The sequence below is a fragment of the Mycobacterium sp. SA01 genome, assembly GCF_041287105.1.
Lineage (GTDB): Bacteria > Actinomycetota > Actinomycetes > Mycobacteriales > Mycobacteriaceae > Mycobacterium.
In genome coordinates this window covers 92,066-110,151 of sequence record NZ_JBGGNO010000020.1, presented here as the reverse complement: position 1 = coordinate 110,151, position 18,086 = coordinate 92,066, and the positions used below count along the sequence as shown (strand labels likewise).

13 protein-coding genes are annotated in these 18,086 nt (G+C 68.2%); 7 read left to right on the top strand and 6 right to left on the bottom strand.

Annotated features, from left to right (window positions below; translation table 11 throughout):
• Positions 1-29: 29 nt before the first annotated feature.
• Positions 30-1,763: an acyl-CoA dehydrogenase family protein gene (locus tag AB4879_RS19660; RefSeq protein WP_370508923.1), complete on the bottom strand. Its 1,734-nt coding sequence runs from the start codon at positions 1,761-1,763 to the stop codon at positions 30-32.
• 151 nt (positions 1,764-1,914) lie between these two features.
• On the opposite strand from AB4879_RS19660, the gene AB4879_RS19655 reads away from it, so the two are divergent.
• From AB4879_RS19655 to AB4879_RS19645, 3 genes are read left to right on the top strand one after another with little or no spacing between them, the layout of a single operon-like run.
• The gene (locus tag AB4879_RS19655) at positions 1,915-2,472 is read left to right on the top strand and encodes a hypothetical protein (protein WP_102805093.1); all 558 of its coding nucleotides are present in this window, start codon (positions 1,915-1,917) and stop codon (positions 2,470-2,472) included.
• A gap of 10 nt (positions 2,473-2,482) precedes the next feature.
• On the top strand, positions 2,483-3,415 hold the full coding sequence (locus AB4879_RS19650; RefSeq protein ID WP_370508922.1) for an LLM class F420-dependent oxidoreductase: 933 nt from the start codon (positions 2,483-2,485) through the stop codon (positions 3,413-3,415).
• Between the two features lie 48 nt (positions 3,416-3,463).
• Complete coding sequence (locus AB4879_RS19645; protein WP_370508921.1) at positions 3,464-4,069, top strand: hypothetical protein; 606 nt, start codon at positions 3,464-3,466, stop codon at positions 4,067-4,069.
• Between the two features lie 257 nt (positions 4,070-4,326).
• On the opposite strand, the gene AB4879_RS19640 is transcribed toward AB4879_RS19645, so the two are convergent.
• On the bottom strand, positions 4,327-4,626 hold the full coding sequence (locus AB4879_RS19640; RefSeq protein ID WP_158248969.1) for a hypothetical protein: 300 nt from the start codon (positions 4,624-4,626) through the stop codon (positions 4,327-4,329).
• A gap of 45 nt (positions 4,627-4,671) precedes the next feature.
• Entirely contained in the window at positions 4,672-6,153 is a 1,482-nt protein-coding gene (locus AB4879_RS19635) for a dynamin-like GTPase family protein (RefSeq protein WP_102805089.1), read from the bottom strand.
• 57 nt (positions 6,154-6,210) lie between these two features.
• On the opposite strand from AB4879_RS19635, the gene AB4879_RS19630 reads away from it, so the two are divergent.
• The gene (locus tag AB4879_RS19630) at positions 6,211-6,645 is read left to right on the top strand and encodes a hypothetical protein (protein ID WP_370508920.1); all 435 of its coding nucleotides are present in this window, start codon (positions 6,211-6,213) and stop codon (positions 6,643-6,645) included.
• On the opposite strand, the gene AB4879_RS19625 is transcribed toward AB4879_RS19630, so the two are convergent.
• The 3 genes from AB4879_RS19625 to AB4879_RS19615 form a co-directional block, all read right to left on the bottom strand.
• Complete coding sequence (locus AB4879_RS19625) at positions 6,617-8,476, bottom strand: dynamin family protein (RefSeq protein WP_199189723.1); 1,860 nt, start codon at positions 8,474-8,476, stop codon at positions 6,617-6,619. The two genes, AB4879_RS19630 and AB4879_RS19625, sit on opposite strands and share 29 nt — an antisense overlap.
• 87 nt (positions 8,477-8,563) lie before the next feature.
• Positions 8,564-9,547 (bottom strand): IniB N-terminal domain-containing protein, encoded by a 984-nt coding sequence (locus AB4879_RS19620; RefSeq protein WP_370508919.1) that lies wholly within the window; start codon positions 9,545-9,547, stop codon positions 8,564-8,566.
• A 217-nt stretch (positions 9,548-9,764) separates the two neighbouring features.
• Complete coding sequence (locus AB4879_RS19615) at positions 9,765-10,319, bottom strand: Rv0340 family IniB-related protein (protein WP_370508918.1); 555 nt, start codon at positions 10,317-10,319, stop codon at positions 9,765-9,767.
• Between the two features lie 204 nt (positions 10,320-10,523).
• Between AB4879_RS19615 and AB4879_RS19610 the strand changes: the two genes are divergently transcribed.
• The 3 genes from AB4879_RS19610 to AB4879_RS19600 all read left to right on the top strand — a co-directional run bounded on the left by AB4879_RS19610 (position 10,524) and on the right by AB4879_RS19600 (position 18,081).
• The gene (locus AB4879_RS19610; protein WP_370508917.1) at positions 10,524-12,428 is read left to right on the top strand and encodes an Hsp70 family protein; all 1,905 of its coding nucleotides are present in this window, start codon (positions 10,524-10,526) and stop codon (positions 12,426-12,428) included.
• A 5-nt stretch (positions 12,429-12,433) separates the two neighbouring features.
• Complete coding sequence (gene iniR / locus AB4879_RS19605; RefSeq protein WP_370508916.1) at positions 12,434-14,920, top strand: isoniazid response ATPase/transcriptional regulator IniR; 2,487 nt, start codon at positions 12,434-12,436, stop codon at positions 14,918-14,920.
• A 149-nt stretch (positions 14,921-15,069) separates the two neighbouring features.
• Complete coding sequence (locus AB4879_RS19600) at positions 15,070-18,081, top strand: heterodisulfide reductase-related iron-sulfur binding cluster (RefSeq protein ID WP_370508915.1); 3,012 nt, start codon at positions 15,070-15,072, stop codon at positions 18,079-18,081.
• The last annotated feature ends 5 nt before the right edge of the window (positions 18,082-18,086 follow it).

Sequence of the window (18,086 nt, the reverse complement as noted above, 5' to 3'; positions counted from 1 at the left end):
CGACGCTTCACTTCACTCGGCGGCGGCCCCTATGGCCGCATCGCATACGCGCCGTCGTACGCTTTGACCTGCCCCCATACCCGGTCGAAGCGATCAGTGTCGGTGACCGGCTTACGCACCGCACCCAGCGCCCATTCCTGTTGCGCCGGAGTCGAATTCGCTTTACCGTGCAGCGCAACGGCGTAGGCCGAGAAGTCCCGCACTTGCACGTCGAAGATCTGGTCCACCAGATCCGGGTCGATTCCGCGCAACTGTGCCTGCTCCAGGATCAGCTGCCCGTACACCACCAGGGTGAACAGGTGACCGATGACGAGCATGAAGTCGAGGTCCTTCTGTTGCTCGGCGTCGGGGGCGGCAGTGAGAAGCAGCTGCTGCAGCGTCCGCGCCTGCTCGAGGAAGCGGGCGACGTTCGGTATGGCGGAGGCACTTTCGAATACCGGCACCCAGTCGGCGAACTGTACCTTGGAGGCGCCGCGCGCCGGGCCCTGCGACCAGAAGAAGGTGTCGTCGGCAGGATCGTCGCGGGTGCCGATCTCGGGATAGTGCGCCGGGTTGAGCAGATAGTTGGGCATGAATTTGAGGATCTGGGCAACGTTGACGTGCACCGTGCCCTCCAGTCGCGGCAGCGCACCGATGAGGCGAGTGACCTGGGTGAAGTAGGTGTCACGCTCGAAACCCTTGGCGGCCATGATGTCCCACAGCTGGACCACCACCTTCTCGCCCTCGGAGGTCACCTTCGCTTTTGTCGCCGGATTGAACAGCAGATAGCGACGGTCCTCGAGACTGGCACTGCGGAAGTAGTCGATTGCGCGGTCGCTGAACAGCTTCATCGCGGCCAGCCGGGCATATGCCTCGACCAGCCCGGCCTGCACGTGCGGGAAGTCGGTGACCGGGTTGCCGTACAGGATCCGGTTGTTGGCGTGGGTGATCGCCTCGTAGAACGCGTGCTCACACATCCCGATCGAGGCCGTGCACAGATTGAATTTTCCGACGTTGACGGTGTTGAGCGCCACCGAAAACGCTTCGGGCCCAACGCACAGGATGTCTTCCTCACGCACCGGATAGTCGTGCAGCGCGAACGTGCTGACGTACATCTGCCCGCGCACGACGTTGCCGATCAGCTCGTAGGCCGGGTGCGCGCTGTCTGCGACGAACCACACGTAGCCGTCCGGACCTTCGATGTCAGCCCGGCGGGAGAACACCGACACCATCCCCGCCACGTTGCCGTTGCCGATGTAGTACTTCTCGCCGCTGGCACGGAAGGCCAGGCCGTCGTCGTCGGCCGGCGTGAGGATCATGTCGGTGTCGTAGATGTCGGCGCCGTGCTCACGTTCGGACAACGCAAACGCCATCACCCCACCGGCGTCGAGCTGTGCGGCGGCCCGTTCCTTCGCTTTGATGTTGTCGCTCTGCCAGATTGGGCCCAATCCGAGGATGGTGACCTGCTCGGCGTACCAGTACGCCAGGCCGTAGAAACCGAGGATCTCGCTGAGCGCGGCGTTGCGGGAGGTGTCCCAACGCTTGTTGTCATCCCCGAGTCCGAATTCCGACGGGGTCAGGAACGTCGCGAAGATCCGCTCCTGCCCGACGAAGTCCAGGAAGTCCGACACCCATACCGCGTCGTGGTCGTCTTGGAGCAGGCGCGCCTTGCCGCGCTCCTCGAACCACCCGATCAACGCCGTGAGCTGACGCCGCGTCTCGGGATCGAACTGTTTCGGGTCGTAGGTGTTCGGGTTGAACAACAGGCGGCCGGTGTCGGTCATGGACGAACCCTTTCATCGCTGCGTCGAATCTAGCCCGATCACAAGTCACGGGTTCCGAGATCGCCAGGGTCATCACACTCGGCCCCGCGAGTCACTGGAGTCACTTCCGTCACTGCATGCGTACCCTGACATTCGACGGCAGGAGTTCGGCGTGCGGATATCCAACGGCGTGAAGGCCGGTGTGGCGGTGGTGTGGCTGATGGCGGCCGGCGCCGCGGCCGGGTGCAGCTCCACCACCGACGGTGCGGCCCGATGCCCGGGCTGCGGACCGGGCGGGGAGCCGAGCTTTCCCACCAGCAGGCCGACCGTGTCCACGCCGCTGCCGACGCCGTCGCCGACCCCGTCGCCCTCCGTGCCCAACCCGGGCGGCCAAACCCTGCCGCCCAGTGACACCGGCTACGTCTACATCGAAACCAAGTCCGGCCAGACCCGCTGCCAGCTCAACTCGGAGTCGGTCGGCTGCGAATCGAATTTCACGAACGCGCCCGCCATCAACGGCACCCCCGCCAACGGTGTCGAGGTGACCGCCGAAGGCAACTTGCGCTGGATCCTCGGCAACCTCGGCGACATCCCCACCACGACGCTCGACTACGCGACCTATCACGCGGTCGGCTGGACCATCGACGCCCGCAGCGACGGGACCCGCTTCACCAACGACAGCACCGGGCATGGAATGGTCGTCGGCACACAAGGGGCCCAGGTTTTCTAAGCTGGGCGATATGGACTTCCGCGTCTTCGTCGAACCCCAGCAAGGTGCCGCCTACACCGATCAGCTCGCGGTGGCTCAGGCCGCCGAATCTCTCGGCTACTCAGCGTTTTTCCGTTCCGACCACTATCTGGCGATGAGCGGCGACGGCCTGCCCGGACCCACCGACTCCTGGGTGACGCTGGCCGGTATCGCCAGGGAGACCAGCACGATCAGGCTCGGCACGCTGGTCACCTCGGCCACCTTCCGCCATCCGGGACCGCTCGCCATCTCGGTGGCACAGGTCGACGCGATGAGCTCAGGCCGGGTCGATCTCGGTATCGGCGCAGGCTGGTTCGACGCGGAGCACCTCGCCTACGCGATCCCGTTCCCGCCGCTGGGTGAACGGTTCGAGCGGCTGCGCGAACAACTCGACATCATCACCGGCCTGTGGACCACGCCGGCGGGCCAGACCTTCGACTACGACGGCACCCACTACACCGTCAAAGACTCGCCCGCGCTGCCCAAGCCCTTACAAGCTCCCCATCCGCCGATCATCATCGGCGGCAACGGCCCCAAACGGACGCCGGCCCTGGTCGCCCGGTACGGCGCCGAGTACAACCTCGCGTTCCCCGCCCTGGACTTCGTCGAACCCCAGTACGCCCGGGTGCGCGCCGCGCTCAGCGACGCCGGCCGCGCACCCGAGGACATCGTGTATTCCGCGGCGTTCGTGGTGTGCGCCGGTCGCGACGACGCCGAGATCAGCCGGCGTGCGCAGGCGATTTCCCGGGAAGTCGACGAACTGCGAACCAACACGCCGCTGGTCGGTACGCCCACCGAAATCGTCGACCGGTTGGGGCCGTTCATCGAGGCGGGAGTGCAGCGGGTGTACCTCCAATTGCTGGATATGTCCGATATCGACCACGTCGAACTGTTCGCCACCGAGGTGGTCCGGCAACTCGCCTGATTGCCGAACGCTGCATCGGCCCTGGCGGGCCGTTTAGCATGAATAGCCGTGGCGAAGCACGACCCCGCTGGGGATGTCGACGAGGCATCGCCCGTCCCGTTCGGTGACCCGTTCGGGCCCTATCCGGAGCAGCCGTATCCGGGGTCGGCACCTGTCGCCGACACGCCCGCGGACGATGACATCGACCCGCCGACCGATCCCGCGCTGCCGGTCGTCACCGCCGACGACGGCTTCGACCCGTTCGCTCCCGACGCGTTCTGGTTCCCGGAACGGCCGTGGTACCGCAAGAAGCAGGCGACGCTGGCGTTCGCCGCGATCGGCGTGGCCGGGGTGGCGATCCTGATCGCAGCGGTCCTCCTGGTGGCGCTGGACTCCGATGACTCGGAGCCGTCCACCACCACGCCGTCGACCTCCACCAGTCTGCCGACCACCACAGCGTTGACCAGCTCTCAGCCGTCCGAGCCGCCGCCACCGCCGCCACCGCCCCCGGAGAGCCCGCCACCGGCACCACCGCAGGGCACCTGGTATCCGCGTTATCCGCAGCAGAACGACGGCGGTCGCCCCAACGTGACCACCCCGCAGACCAGGCCGCCGCAGATCAGCGTCCGTCCCACCCACCGACCGGCCTTCCCCAATCAACCGGGCGGCGGCTGACGGTTAGAATCTGAACCCGTGGCGCGCGACGGATCCCCCGACGACCCGAACAACTACTCCGACAGTGACCCGACGCAGTACGCAAACTACGGCGGTACCGGCGGCGAGGCATATAGCGACTACCAGCAATCTGGTTACGGAGCACCGACCGGGTATGGCGACTACCCACCACCACCCGAGCCGACCCCCTGGTACCGAAAGCCTGCGGCGCTCGTCGGCCTGGGCGTGCTGACCGCGGCCATCCTGGCCCTGCTGGTCTACGCGATCGTGAAGTTCACCGGTAGCGACGGATCCAGCCCGGCGACCACGACGACGACATCGCCGACAACGTCGACCACGGCCGCGACATCGGCGTCGGTCGCTCCAGAGCCCGGCGTCACCCAAACGGTGACCGAATCCCCGACCGCCACGCAAACCCCCGCGACGACGACGGACACGCCGACCACCACGACGACCACCGAACCACCGTCGACCAGCACCAGTACGAGCACCAGTACGAGCACGAGCACGTCGGTGTCGACCTCGGTGAGCACGGTGACCGAGACGGTGACCACCACCAGGGAGCGGCTCCTGCCGACGTTCCCGCTACCGCGGCCAGGCGGCTAAGCCCCGGCGTACATCGCGACCAGCGCCTCGGCGCTGCGCACCGCCGCACGACAGGCCCTGGTGGTGAACGGGTCGTTCAGTGGATGGTCGGCGCGACGACGCCAGCGCTGCGCCGCCGCGAAGGCGGCGCGCGGCCCGTCGCCGAGCGTTTCGGCGGTCAATCCCAGCCGGCTGGCCGCGTCGGTGCCGGACCCGCCGATCACCCGACGCAGGGAGACCATCTCGTCTTCAGTCAAAGTCGTTGACCGAGAACGAAGTTGGCTGAGAAGCCGGAGTTCCTCGAAGGCGTGGGTGTCGGCCAGCAGCGGGTCGATGTCGGCGATGATGTACGGCGTCGCGGTGATCGGGTGCATCTCGACGAACCGGCGCAACGAGACCAGAGCGGTGTGCGCCTTGAGCAGTTCGGAGCGCTGCGCGAACTGCTGGTCGATCACATCACGCAGCGCGACCAGCCCGCTGCGTTCGAGAAGTTCGTCGGCCAGGGTGACGGAATCCGTTGCCACGCCCGCCCGCAACACCGCAATCGAGATCCGCAGGCCGAACATGCCGAACCGGTCCAGAATCTGGGCGCGGGTCTGAGCGTCCACCGGCAGGGCACTGTCCTCGCGGACGAAGCGGTCCACGGAGAGCATCGCCTTGTTCAGCTCGTTGGCGTCGACCGCTGCGAGCTTCTCCAGTGCGGCGAACTCGCTCTGCCGCAGGGTCCGGGCGGTCAGCGCCAACAGTCCCGAGACCGGAACGACCGCCTGACAGATGCCGGTCCGGTCCAGTTCACCGGTGAATCGCTGCGCGACATCCTTTGCCGACATCATCGCGTCGAGTCGGCCCGCGCCGATCTCGTCGGCCCGGGAGGCCACCCCGATCACCCCGAGTGCACCCGAGGATCCGCCGACCAGCTCCCCGATCTGCTTGAGCAGAGCGATGTCGGCGGCGTTGAGCGTGCGCAGCAGGAACACCACCGCGTCGACTCGCGGCACACCGTCCTCGGGCACCAACAGCCGCAGCGTGCGTTCGGAGACGTCGCGCGACAGCGATGACGTGCCCGGCGTGTCGATGATCGTCGCGTCGACCAGTTCGGCGGCCGGCCACTCGACGTCGAGGTCGACGATGTCGTTGGCATCCAGGCGGCCGAAGTCGAAGGTCAGCCCACCATCGCGGGCGATCGGCACATTGGAGCGCCGTCCGCCGACGTGGTTGGCGGTGACCTTCGGGATGGGGCCGTGCCGGAACCACGTGACGATGCGGGTGGCCTCGGTCGCATCGGTGGGGGCGATGTTCTCCCCCACCAGCGCGTTGACCAGCGTCGACTTGCCTGCTTTGAGCGTGCCCGCCAGCGCGATGCGGATCGGCTGGTTGAGCCGCCCGGCGATGCGGTCCAGCTCGTTGAAGACGTCGGGCCGCTCGCGGTATGCCGGTTCACCCTGGTACGCACGACGGGTGCCGCCCAGGATGGCGCGAACCTGATCGCTGGTGCTCATCGAACGACGAGTCTACGGTCCGGCGGTCCACCCGTATCACGGCTAGGATCAGCCGCCATGCCCCAGCACAAGGCGCCGTGGTACCGCTCGGCGGCTGCCACGTCGGCCGCCGGGCTGCTCGGCCTCGCGGTGGTCGCGACCCTGGTCTATGCAGTGGTGACGATGTCGAGCAAGTGGAGCAACACAGACACCGAGACCGTTCTTCCGCCCGGCACGTACATTCCGGACGCGCCGCACATCGCCAAGACCACTACGGGCTCGACGAGCACGTCCTATCCCAGCGTGCAGCTGTCGACGACCGATATCGGATTACCGGGCGAGAGCACGACCAGCGGCACGTCGTCGCCGTCGTCGAGCACGCCGACCTCGGAGATTCCACCGTCGGAGCGGGTGGCCCCGACATTCCCGGGCACCTTCCCCACCCGCGTCACCCACCCGCCGGGCACCAGATCCGGGCCGCGACTCAACGAGACTCGGTCGTCCTCGCCGTAGAAAGCGCTGCGGGAAACAGCTTTTCGGCATTGTCGATCACCTGGCCGAGAATATTGGCCTGGCGTTCGAGCTCACGGATCCGGTTGTTCCGGTCGGTCTCCTCCATCCGCGCCGCGGCGATGGTGGACTGCAACGACTCGTTGAGCGAGCGGGTGGTCTGGTTCGCAATGTCGCGGTAGTGGTCGCGCAACTGGCGCTGGACGTTCTTGAGCCGGTCGCGGGATTCCTTGGACACCACGAACAGCACGTCGTCGACGAAGCGGCGCAGGTTGGTCTTGGCCTCGTTGCGGACCCGCATCATGCGGTTCTCCATGTCCTCCTTGTAAGCCTTGCGTCCGAGCAGCAGACCCGCACCCAACGACAGCGGGTTGAACATGCCCAGACCGGCCACCGAGGTGAGCATGCCGAACATCAGCACGCCGCCGTAGGAGCCTCGCATGCTGGTGATCACCTTGTGGCCCTTGCCGATCGGCTTCGATTCGAGGCGGGCCAGCGATTTGAGCCGACCGACACCGGCATTCATCTCGGCAGCACTCACCTCCGGCATCTTGATGGCGTCCAGTCCGGCCTCGACGAACGTCCGCGCGACGTCGGCGGCCAGCGCCTCGGCACGCTGGTAGGCCCACACGAAGTTGTCGCCGACGGCGTTGGCAACCGAATCCTCTACCTCCGCACCGATTTCCGCCCAGTGCTGGGTGGGGTCGCCCTCGTCGATGACACTCTCGATGTGCTGGGTGATGGCCCGGAACCGGGCGCGCAGATCGTGCTCGACGTCGGCGGTCAGATCGGCGATGCCGTCGTTGAGGACCTGCTGCCACAATGCGGTCTGCTGCAGGGCGTCCTGCGCTTCCTGCTTGCGGCGCTCAAGGTCCTCGGTGAGCCGGCGCGCCTGGTCCGGGTCGCTGAGCGCCGAGAGCTCGGAGTTCACCGATAGGTTGAGATGTTCTGCTGCCGAACGTATTTCGCCGACCACGTGGTCACGCACCGCATCGCTCTCGCGGGACAGCACCTTCTCCGACAGCCAGGCGACGATCGCCGGGAAGTTCGATTCGTCGTTGAGTTCCTTGTCATTGAGCTGGATCGCGTGGCTGCGCAGCAGAGAGGATGCCGGGATCAGCGGCAACTGCAGTCCGGCGCGCTGCAGATGCGCGGTGTTGGCGGAGACGATCTCGCGCCAGTACGGGTAGAGGTCGGTCTTGGTGGCGACGACAGCGCCGACCGGGCAGATCTCATGGGCCTGGCGGATGAACCGCATCTCGGGTTCGGTGAATTCCTGGCTGGTGTCGCTGATCATCAGCATCGCGTCCGCGTCCGGGAGCAGCCCCAGAGTGGACGACAGGTGCGGCTGGCCGTGGCCGCCGACACCGGGAGTGTCGATGAACGCCAGACCGCCCTGCAGCAGCGGACTGGGTGCGCCGACCTCGACCCGCAACACCTCCCGGCCCTGCGCCTGCGGGGCGCGGCGCAGATCGTGGCGGATGTCGTCGATCGGGATGTCGATGCTCTGCGGCGGCATACCCTCGCCGACCGAGACGATCAACCGGGCCGACGGCTGCTCGGCATAGCTGATCACGGTGACCAGCGCGGTGGTCTCGTCGTCGCCGACCCGGGCCACCGGCATGTTGAGCAGGGAGTTGAGCAGCTGGCTCTTGCCCTGCTTGAGCTGGCCCGCGATGACCACCCGGATCTGCGGGTCGGTGATGCGCTCCTTGGCGACGGCCAGCCGCGCAACCAGATCGCCGCGGTCGTTGAGGTCGGCGATCGCGCTGGTGTGATCGATCAGCTCGACGATCACCTTCACCCGGCGCGGGTCTTGCTGTGGTTGCGTCACGTGTCCTCCCAGTCGTCCACCGTATGCGCAGGCAAGCGGCGGGAACCTCCAGACTTGCTGAAGGTCCCCGCCGTCGCCGGATTTGCTCTACAAACCCAGCAGGTGATTGCCAGACGCCAACGCCATGTCGTGGCTGTTGTCGAGGTGACTGTTCACCAGCGTGGTGTCGTGACCGGCATCGAACAGCGAGTGGCTGGACGACTCATGTGTCGAGCTGTCGACGACCGAGTGCACCGAGTTGTCGGAGTGGTCGGTCACCGTGGTGGTGGTGTGGGTCGCGGTGTTGACCGGCGAGCTGGCGGTGTTGCCGCTGTTGGTCGACGGGTGGTTGTCGACGATCGTGATGCCACCGCCGCCTGCGCTGCCGCCGGAGGCGTGCCCGCCGCCGAGGCCGATCAGGCTGCCGCCGGCCGACGCTCCGCCGCCGTTGCCACCGCTGGCGTCGACGTCGTGCAGGACTGTGCCGCTGTTGTCCTTGATCACGGTGCTGCCGCCGGTGGCGGTGGTGCCGTCATCGTGGATGTGGCTGTGGCCGATCGCGACGTTCGAGCCGGTGCCGGCGACCACGTGCCCGTTGTTCACGTCGTTGCCGTTGCCCAGGACCGCGCCGTCTCCGCTGACGATGTCGCCCTTGTTGTGGCCGTCGACCACCACGCCGCCATTGGTGGCGGTGTTCGTGGTCTTGTTGCCGAAGGTGATGTCGCCGAAGCCGAGGTTGAAGCCACCCTGCTGGGCGTTGCCGCCGGCGTTCTGGTCCGGGCTCAGCAGCGAGGTGTCGTTGTGGCTGGCCAGGTCGGTCTGCGGCGCGAAGGTCGGTGACGGCGCGTAGACCGGCTGGTAGGCGGGCGCGAAGCCGTACTGGTTGGACACCGCGCGCTGCAGGCCGACAACCGGGTCGCCGCCGCCGAGCACCAGGCCGGGAACGGCGGTGGCGGCCAGCGTCGACACCTGAGCGGCGGACACACCGGCGAACCCGGCGTCGCGCATGGTCTGCTCCGGCGCGGCGACGAACGCACGTGCGGCGTCCTCGTTGCGGAACAGGTCAAGGATCCAGTCGAGCAGAGAGAGCATGGTCGGACCTTTCGGTGTGTTCGCCGGTGACTCCGGCGATCTGGAGACCACGTTATGGACGCGACGGTCCGGCGAAAACGGGGCCGAAACCCCTCTTCACCACGCCCCCACTAGGGCCGGTCAGGGGTGGGGGTCTAGGGGATTAGGGGGTCCCTAGGGAAGGCTCCAGAAACGACAAATCCCCACGTCACTGCGGACGTGGGGATTTGCCGGGGGATCAGAACAAGTCGAAGCCGGCGTGGTCTTCCGGCGCCGCGAGGCTGGCGCCATGGTTGTCGTCGACGTGGCCGTGATCCCACGCGGACGGATCCGTCCACTCCTGGCCTGCGTCGGGGGTGACGCCGTGGTCGAGCACGGTGTCGGCGAGCTGCGACGCGGTGTCGGGCAGGTTGAGGGCACCGGGGTCGACACCGAGATCGGTGATCAACCCCGGGGCCTGATCCGCGTGCTGGGCGACATCGGTGATCACCGAATGGACCTCGGGCGCGGTGGCGGCCGCGGGCACGTGATCGAAGGCGTCGAATGCCGCCGTCGCCGCTCCGCTCGCCCACACATTGCCGTCGCCCGCGCCGGCCGCAGGGCCGAAGCCGGCTCCGGCGAGCGGGCCCGACAGCGAGTCGGCGACCATCGGAATCAGGTTGTTGACGTCGGCGCTGGTCACATCGGTCAGGTGGGCGTCGGCGATGGCGCCGCCCGGGTCCGCGGCGTAGCGTGCGGCGGCGTCGGGATCTCGCACGAGCGACATCACGAAGTCGAGCAACGAATTTGCCATGGAAACGCCTTCTCTCCTACCACCGATAGTCACAGTGGAATCCCAGCTGCTGCCAAGAATGTTATCGGCGGACACGCGTGCCGTGATCGGTGTCGAAGCCGCTCGAACCGCGGCACCGTTAGGGGGTGCAGCCTTAGGGGTTCGGAAGGCATTAGGGGATATGGTGATGACGGCTGCCGGCCAGGCAACGGAGGGATGTGCGAATTGAGCGACTCGCTGGGGTTGTCGATCGGAGCGACCAACCTGGCGGCGGCGCGTCCAGGCCGCCAGCCGATGACCCGCCGGTCGGTGTTGACGTTGTGGGACAACCGGCCCCCCGAAGTCGGTGTGCCCTCCCAGAACCCGGAGCTGACCAGCCCGAATCTCACCGAGGCCGGCCAGGTGTTCCGCGGCTTCGTCGAGCGGGCGGGCGATCCGGTGCCGTTGGTGGCCGCCGACGGTTCGCCGCATCGCGGCGAGGACTTGATTGCCGACGCGCTCGAGGCGATGGCCCGCGCCGCCGACGACGGCTCACCGGCCTCCACTGTGGTCGTCGCGGTCCCCGCGTACTGGGGTGCCGGCGCGGTCGGCGCTCTACGTGGCGCGCTGCGAACCCGGCCTGCCCTGTCCCCCAACGGTATTCCACCGACGCTGATTTCCGATGCGACGGCCGCGTTGGCCGCCCTGCAGGCCGATCCGGGTCTTCCGTCCCAAGGGGTGGTGGCCCTGTGTGACTTCGGCGGCAGCGGTGCCAACATCACCCTCGCCGACGCCGGCGCCAACCTGCAGCCGATCGGCGAGACGGTGCGCGTCGCCGACCTCTCCGGCGACCATCTCGACCAGGCCCTGCTGACCCAGGTGCTCGGCGGCATCCGCGATCAGGCCAACGTCGACCCGGCCAGCACCAATGCGGTCGGTGCGCTGACCCGGCTGCGGGACGAGTGTCGCCAGGCCAAGGAGCGGCTGTCCTCGGAGACCGCAACGGTCATACCTGCCGAACTGCCCGGCTTCCGCTCCGATATCCGGGTCACCCGCCCGGAACTGGAGGCGTTGCTCGCCGAGCCGCTCGCCGGTTTCCTGGACGCACTCGGAGATGTGTTGGAGCGCAATAGGATCCCTGCCGCCAACCTTGCCGCGGTCGCCACCGTCGGCGGCGGCGCCGCGATACCGCTTCTGACGCAACGGCTTTCCGAAGAACTGCGCGTTCCGGTGATTACCACACCGCTGCCGGGTCTCAATGCGGCTATCGGATCGGCCGTGATCGCCGCGCGCGGCGGCGCACCGGATGCGCCGACGGGGATGGCGGTGGCCGCCGCCGACGCACCGACCGGGCTGGCTCCGGCGGCGTGGGCGGCCGGGACTGCGGGAGCCGCCGCAACCGAATCGGCCACCGACGGCTCGCCGTCGGCGACGTTCCGCGCGCTGGCCTGGTCGCAAGACGATGCGCCCGGCGCGGAGCCGGTGCCGTATTCCGGTGAGGACTACACCTTCGATTACGCCCAGCAGGCGCAGGCCACCGGGATGCGCCCGATGGTCGAGTTCGAGCCGCCGGACGAGCAGACCGAACTGGTCGCCGCGCCGGTGCCGTGGTACCGGCGCCCTCCGCTGCTGTTCGGTATCGCCGCGGCGCTCGCGGCAGTGGCGGTCGGCGGACTGGCGATCACTCTCACGAGTGCGGACAGCACACCGACGACCACGACCACCCGGGTCACCAAACCCGGCGATCCCACCGAGGCGCCGGTCACGAGTGTCGTTCCGCCGCAGACGGTCACGATCACCGGCAACGACGGGCAGCCCACCGAGTCGACGATCCCGGCGACCACCACGGTGATCCCGACGACAACGACAACCCCGCCCACCACCACGACCACGACGACCACACCGTCGACCACTACGACGACCACGACAACCACCACCACGACAACTACGACCACCACCACGCCGCCGACCACCACGACCACCACCACCCAGCCGCCGACCACGACCACGCAGCCGCCGACCACCACCACCCAACCGCCGACGACGACGCAGCCGCCACCGACCACCACCGTCAAGCCCATCACCACAACGGTCGCTCCGCCGACCACCCGCGACATCATCACTGGCGTGACGTCGCCGCCGGGGGCCTAACGCCGGTGCCCGATTCGATTCCAGTGCAAAACCTTTCGCCGGCCGCCCACGAGGCGCTCAGCGTCCTGGGGTCGGAGCCGGTCAAGATGCTGGTGACCGGAGGGGTCGGCACGGGCAAAAGCACGCTGCTCGGCGCGGTGCGCGAGGCTCTGCGCGGCGCAGGTTCCGCGGTCGTGACCCGTGCGCCGGCGGACGGCGGCCCTACCGATGCCGCCGTGGTGGTCGACGACGCGCACCTGCTGCCCGCGGTCGAGTTGCAGCGGCTCGCCGCGGTTTCCGCGGATCCGTCGTCAACCGTCGTGGTGGCGGTACAGCCCCGCGACCACGACGAGGACCTGCAGGCGTTGATGACGGCGATCGAACGTGAGCGGCCTCGAATTGCCCTGGGCCCGATGACATCTGCCGAGATATCCCGGCGGATGACCGACCCGTCCGGCCATCCGCCGCGCACCGAGTTGGTGACGAGCATTGTCGTCGCGACGGCGGGCATCCCGTTTTTGGTCGACGCGGCGCTGGCCTCCCCTCGCCCGTACTCGGCGGCGTCGATCGGACAGGCTGCGCTCTTCGCGCTCAACGACCGGCTGCGCCGGCTCGCCGAACCCGACCTCGACGCGTTGCTGATCGCCTCGCTCAGCCGCGACCTCGGTGCCGCTGATCTGGCTGCGACACTTCAGGTTTCGCCCGATGAGGCCAGGCTGCTGATCGATCGGGCCCGCGCCACCGGACTGATCGAACCAGCGCACAGTCCGCACTTCCTGCGCGCGGTGCACCGCGCCGTCGCGCAGATTCTCGGCAACGCGCGCCACCACGACGTCGAGACCGCGCTGCTGCGCTCGCAGATCGCGATGAACACGCTGTCGCCGGACCTGGCGCTGCGGTTGGCCGAACACGGTGTGCGGGACGAACAACTGGCCGAGGTCCTGCGCCGCCAGGCCGGCGCAGGTCGCGCCGACCCGGCTCTGCTGCGCGCCGCAGTCGATGCCGGCGCGGTCGAACTGCGGGCACAGCTGGCCGATGCGCTGGCTCTGGCCGGCGAATCCTCGGCAGCAGCAAGCGAAGCGGACAGTCTCTTGGCGTCGGACGATCCTGCCGAGCGAGCAGCGGCGGTCCGGGTGGCCGCCAGTGTCGCGATGCTCAACGGCAACTCGGCTCAGGCTTCCGAACTCTTCGGCTGGCTCGGCCCCTACCCGGACACATCGGTGAGCGCGGCAGCGACGATCGTTCTCACCGGGGCGGGCGATGCCGCCGGCGCCGAACGCGCACTGGCCGTGCCCAGCGCGGGCCCCCCGACCGCGGCCTCCCGCGCAGCGCGCACGCTGGCCGAGGGTCTGCTGGCGACGGTGCAGGGCCCGTATTCGACGGCGGCGACCAAACTCGGCGCGGCGATGGCCGCGGAGTATTCGGCGGCCCAGGTCCTTCCGGACAGCCCGGCGGCTCTGGTCACGCTGGCCGCGCTGCACGGCGGTGACCCGGTCCGTGCCCGCAGCGTGATCGCCCGCGCGGTGCGCGCCGACCGGGACGCCGACGAACCGCTGTACGGCCATCGGCACTGCCTCCTGCTCGGCTGGACCAAGATGCAGGACGGTCAATTCGCGGCTGCTGCCGCCGACATCGCCGGACTCGACGGCACGCATCGTCGGGATGCGCTGTGGACGGCGGCACTGCGTACCGCGCTCGCCCGCCGCGGCGGCGATGCTGGCGCCCTGCAGAAGCACTGGTACGCCGCGATGGAGGTGTTGGCCGAGTATTCGGTCGACCTGTTCTCGTTGCTGCCGCTGGGTGAGCTGTGGGTGGCGTCGGCACGACTCGGCCAGCAGGACCGGCTGGCGCCCGCTCTCGAGCAGGCGTTCGGGCTGCTGGAGTCGCTGGGCAATCCGCCCACCTGGTCGGTGCCGCTGCGCTGGGCCGGCGTGCACGCCGGGATCCTGGCCGGCGATCCGGCCGCGGTGGCCCCGCATGGGCAGGCGCTGACCGCCGCCGCGGCGCACAGCCCGTTCGCCAAGGCGCTGGCCGTGGCCGGCCGGACCTGGTTGCGGGTGCTCGCCGGCCAGGTCGAGGGCGACGAGGTCGGCGCCGCCGCCCGCGGACTGGCCCAGTTCGGATTGACTGCCGATGCCACCCGGCTGGCCGGTCAGGCGGCGCTGCAGACCTCCGACCCCAAGGTGTCGGGACTGATGCTGCAGGTCGCCCGCGACCTGAAACTCTCAGCCGGCGACAGCGGGGGCGAGGACGGCCGGCAGCCGCTAGTGTCCGAGGCGTCGGGGCCCACACCCGCGGGCGCACGACAGGCGTCATCCCCGCTGTCGGATCGCGAGCGCGAGGTGGCCGAACTGCTGTTGCTGGGCATGCCTTACCGCGATATCGGCGCGCAGCTGTTCATCTCCGCGAAGACCGTCGAACACCACGTCGCCAGGATCCGGCGTCGTCTCGGCGCGGAGTCCCGTTCGGAAATGCTGTCGATGCTTCGGGCGATTCTGTCGCCGCAGAGCTGAGACCCACAGCCGCGCGCAGCCCTAGTTAGGACAGCCTTTGTAGCGGCGCCAAATGCCGAGATGCAACTATGAGCTGGATTGAAGTTAAGTTACCGATTGGTAACTTAACTTAAGTTACTATTGGGTAACTTACGACAGGGAGGCTGTCCGTGACCGCTCTCGACTGGGGTCGACTGATCATCGGCCTGCTGGCCACCGCCGTCGTGTTGGTGTTTGCCGCACGGCGCGTCTTGTTCCTCACCCACCTGATCCGGTCCGGTCAACCGATCAGCGACGAGAGCGGCCGCAAGGACAACATCCCGGACCGCATCAAAGCGCAGTTCACCGAAGTCTTCGGCCAGAAGAAGCTGCTGAAGTGGTCCATCCCCGGTATCGCCCACTTCTTCACGATGTGGGGCTTCTTCATCCTGGCGACGGTGTACCTCGAGGCGTACGGCGTCCTCTTCAACCCCGAATTCCACATCCCGTTGGTCGGCAGGTGGAATGCGCTGGGCTTCCTGCAGGACTTCTTCGCTGTCGCGGTGCTTCTCGGCATCGTCGTCTTCTCGATCATCCGGTTGCGCTCCGAGCCGAAGGAATACGGTCGCGACTCCCGGTTCTACGGCTCGCACACCGGCGGAGCCTGGCTGATCCTGCTGATGATTTTCCTGGTCATCCTGACCTACGCGTTCTTCCGCGGCGCCTCGGTCAACGCCCTCGGTGAGGCGTTCCCCTACGGCTGGGGTGCGTTCTTCTCGCACGGCATGGCCGCAGCGCTGGCGCCACTGGGCCATACCGCCAACGTGTGGATCGAAACCATCGCGCTGATGGGCCACATCGGCGTGATGCTGGCCTTCCTGCTGATCGTGCTGCACTCCAAGCACCTCCATATCGGCCTGGCCCCGATCAACGTCACGTTCAAGCGGCTGCCCAACGGCCTGGGCCCGCTGCTGCCCGTCGAGTACAAGGGCGAGCCGATCAACTTCGAGGATCCCGCTGAAGACGCGGTTCTCGGCCGCGGAAAGATCGAGGACTTCACCTGGAAGGGCTACCTCGACCTCACCACGTGTACCGAGTGTGGTCGCTGCCAGTCGCAGTGCCCGGCGTGGAACACCGGAAAGCCGTTGTCGCCCAAGCTCGTGATCATGAACCTGCGCGATCATCTGTTCGCGAAGGCGCCGTACATCATCGGCGGCAAGCCGATCCCCACTGGCGAGAACGAGGCCGAACAATTCGCCTCCGCTGAGGGCGGTTTCGTCGAGACCAAGCACGACGCGCACGACCACGTTCCCGAGTCCGGCTTCGAGCGGGTGCTGGGCTCCGGCCCGGCGCAGGCGACCCGCCCGCTGGTGGGTACCGCCGAACAGCTCGGCGTGATCGATCCCGACGTGCTGTGGTCGTGCACCACCTGCGGTGCGTGCGTCGAGCAGTGCCCGGTGGACATCGAGCACATCGACCACATCGTCGATATGCGCCGCTACCAGGTGATGATGGAGTCGGAGTTCCCCGGCGAACTCGGCGTGCTCTACAAGAACCTTGAGGCCAAGGGCAATCCGTGGGGTCAGAACGCCAAGGAGCGCCTCACCTGGATCGACGAGGTCGAGTTCGACATCCCCGTCTACGGCAAGGATGTCGAGTCGTTCGCCGGCTTCGAGTACCTGTTCTGGGTTGGTTGCGCGGGCGCCTATGAGGATCGCGCCAAGAAGACCACGAAGGCCGTGGCCGAACTGCTGGCCGCGGCCGGCGTGAAGTTCCTGGTTCTCGGCGATGGCGAAACCTGCAACGGCGACTCGGCTCGCCGATCCGGCAACGAGTTCCTGTTCCAGCAGCTGGCCGCGCAGAACGTCGAGACGCTGAACGATCTGTTCGAGGGCGTCGAGCGGGTCGACCGCAAGATCGTCGTGACGTGCCCGCACTGCTTCAACACCCTCGGCCGCGAATACCCGCAGGTCGGCGGCAACTACACCGTGGTCCACCACACCCAGCTGCTCAACCGCCTGGTGCGCGACAAGAAGCTGGTCCCGGTCAAGGCTGTCGATGGCGGAGCCAATGTCACCTACCACGACCCCTGCTACCTGGGCCGGCACAACAAGGTCTACGACGCACCGCGTGAACTCATCGACGCCTCGGGCGTGACGTTGAAGGAAATGCCGCGGCACGCCGATCGCGGCCTGTGCTGCGGCGCCGGCGGCGCGCGGATGTGGATGGAAGAGCACATCGGTAAGCGCGTGAACCACGAACGCGTCGACGAGGCGCTGACGCTGGATCCGGCCAAGATCGCCACCGGCTGCCCGTTCTGCCGCGTGATGATCACCGACGGTGTCGGCGACCGCGAGAAGGCCGACGAGGTCGAGGTGCTCGACGTCGCCCAGCTGCTGCTTGGCTCGCTGGATCTGAGCAGTGTCACGCTGCCGGAGAAGGGCACGGCCGCACGAGAGGCCGAGGCTGCCGCCGCTGCGGCACCGGCGCAGGCACCTCCCGCGCCGAAGCCCGAGCCCGAGGCGGCTCCGGCGTCCGAGCCTGCCGCGGCCGCGCCGTCGGCACCGGCCAAGGAGGCCGCGCCGGTCAAGGGGCTTGGTATCGCGGGCGGCGCCAAGCGCCCCGGTGCCAAGAAGGCCGCCGATGAAGCTCCCGCTGCCGAAGCTCCGGCCGCTCAGCCCGTCAAGGGACTCGGCATCGCCGGCGGGGCAAAGCGACCGGGTGCCAAGAAGTCCGCAGCGGCCGCACCGGCCGCGGAGGCGTCGACCGCCGCTCCCGCCGCCGAGGCACCTGCTGCCGCACCGGTTGCTGAAGCGCCCGTCAAGGGGCTCGGCATCGCGTCGGGCGCCAAGCGACCCGGCGCCAAGAAGTCGGCGGCCGCCGCACCTGCTGCCGCGGCACCGGCTGCTGCTCCCGCCGAGGCACCTGCCGAAGCCCCCGCGGCTGAGGCGCCGGCCAAGGCCGAGCCGCCGGTCAAGGGACTCGGCATCGCCGCGGGCGCCAAGCGACCCGGCGCCAAGAAGTCCGCTCCGGCCGCGACGCCTGCTTCGGCTGAAGCCCCGGCTGAACCGTCGGCACCCGAGGCGGCCGCAGCAGCTGAGCCCAAGGCCGAGGAGCCGAAAGAGGAAGCCCCGAAGGCGGAGCAGCCTCCGGTGAAGGGCCTCGGCATCGCCAGGGGCGCCCGGCCGCCGGGCAAGCGCTAGTCCAA